The sequence below is a fragment of the Lichenibacterium minor genome (assembly GCF_004137685.1).
Taxonomy (GTDB): domain Bacteria; phylum Pseudomonadota; class Alphaproteobacteria; order Rhizobiales; family Beijerinckiaceae; genus Lichenihabitans; species Lichenihabitans minor.
On sequence record NZ_QYBB01000149.1, the window covers coordinates 1 to 1193 of the forward strand.

General features: G+C 66.6%; 1 protein-coding gene. It reads left to right on the forward strand.

The window, feature by feature from the left end; all coding sequences use genetic code 11:
* Positions 1 to 89 precede the first annotated feature (89 nt).
* The gene (locus tag D3273_RS27760) at positions 90 to 1058 is read left to right on the forward strand and encodes a transposase (RefSeq protein WP_129230280.1); all 969 of its coding nucleotides are present in this window, start codon (positions 90 to 92) and stop codon (positions 1056 to 1058) included.
* The last annotated feature ends 135 nt before the right edge of the window (positions 1059 to 1193 follow it).

The window sequence follows — 1193 nt, forward strand, 5'->3', positions numbered from 1 at the left end:
CTGAGCACCCATCAGTTTGACCGTTGGTCGTTGACGGGCTGACTCCTCCTGTGATTCAGGGCCTCTCGCTGATGCGGGAGGTGGATAGGATTGTGGGCGGGATCAGAGCGGTCGCGGACGGGCTGGTGGACGAGTTCAAGCGTCTGCTGCCGTGGCAGCGCAAAACGCAGCGCGGCAACCTCGCCCTGCTGGTCGCCACCATGTTGGAGGTGCGCAGCGCCAACCTGATGGACCTTGCCGCCGCCCTGCCGCGCGAGGCGGACCGCACCGACATGCGCTATCAGTGGATCGCGCGCGTGCTGGGCAACGACCTGATCAACCCCGACGCCGTGATGGCGCCCTTCGCCGCCGAAGTGTTGGCGCGAGCCGCTGCCGATCGGCGTGGCATCGTGCTGATCCTGGACCAGTCCAAGGTGTCGGACCGCCACCAGGTGCTGATGCTGGCCTTGCGACACGGCGAGCGGGCCTTGCCGCTCGCGTGGCGGGTCGAAACCACCGAAGGAGCGATCGGCTTCGGCACGCAAATGGCCCTGCTCGATGCTGTCGCGCCCTGGATGCCGGCGGGCGCCAAGGTGTGCCTGATGGGCGATCGCTTTTACGGCACCGCCGACCTGATCTCGCTGTGCCAGGGGCATGGCTGGGATTACCGGCTTCGGCTCAAGGGCACGCTCACGGTAAAGGACCGATCCGGCCGGACCACGACAGCGGCCCGGGCCAGGGGCGAGATCCGCTACCTGGAGGACGTCGAACTCACGGCGCGGTGCGCCAAGACCCACATCGGCATCATCCGCGACCCCGGCCATGACCAGCCTTGGATCGTCGCCATGTCGGAAAAGCCCGGCTATCTCACCACGCTGGACTATTCCGGGCGTTGGGGGATCGAGCCGATGTTCTCCGACTTCAAGTCGCGCGGCTTCGGCGTCGAGAACACGCAGATCCAGCACCCCGACCGGCTCGCCCGGCTGCTGCTCGTCATGGCGCTCGCCCTCTACAGCGCCGTCTCGACCGGCCTGTGGGACGAGGCCAACCACCCCACCCCTGCTGAAAAAAAGTTCTGAAACGCCAGCCTGCCAAAGTGGCGCGGTCCAGAGTGTCCTGGTTCACCCGCGGGCTGAGGCGCATCGCCAAGCTCATGCAGGCCGTCCAGCCGCTGCCACCCCTCTGGGCAACATAGAAACTGATGGATGGTCAGG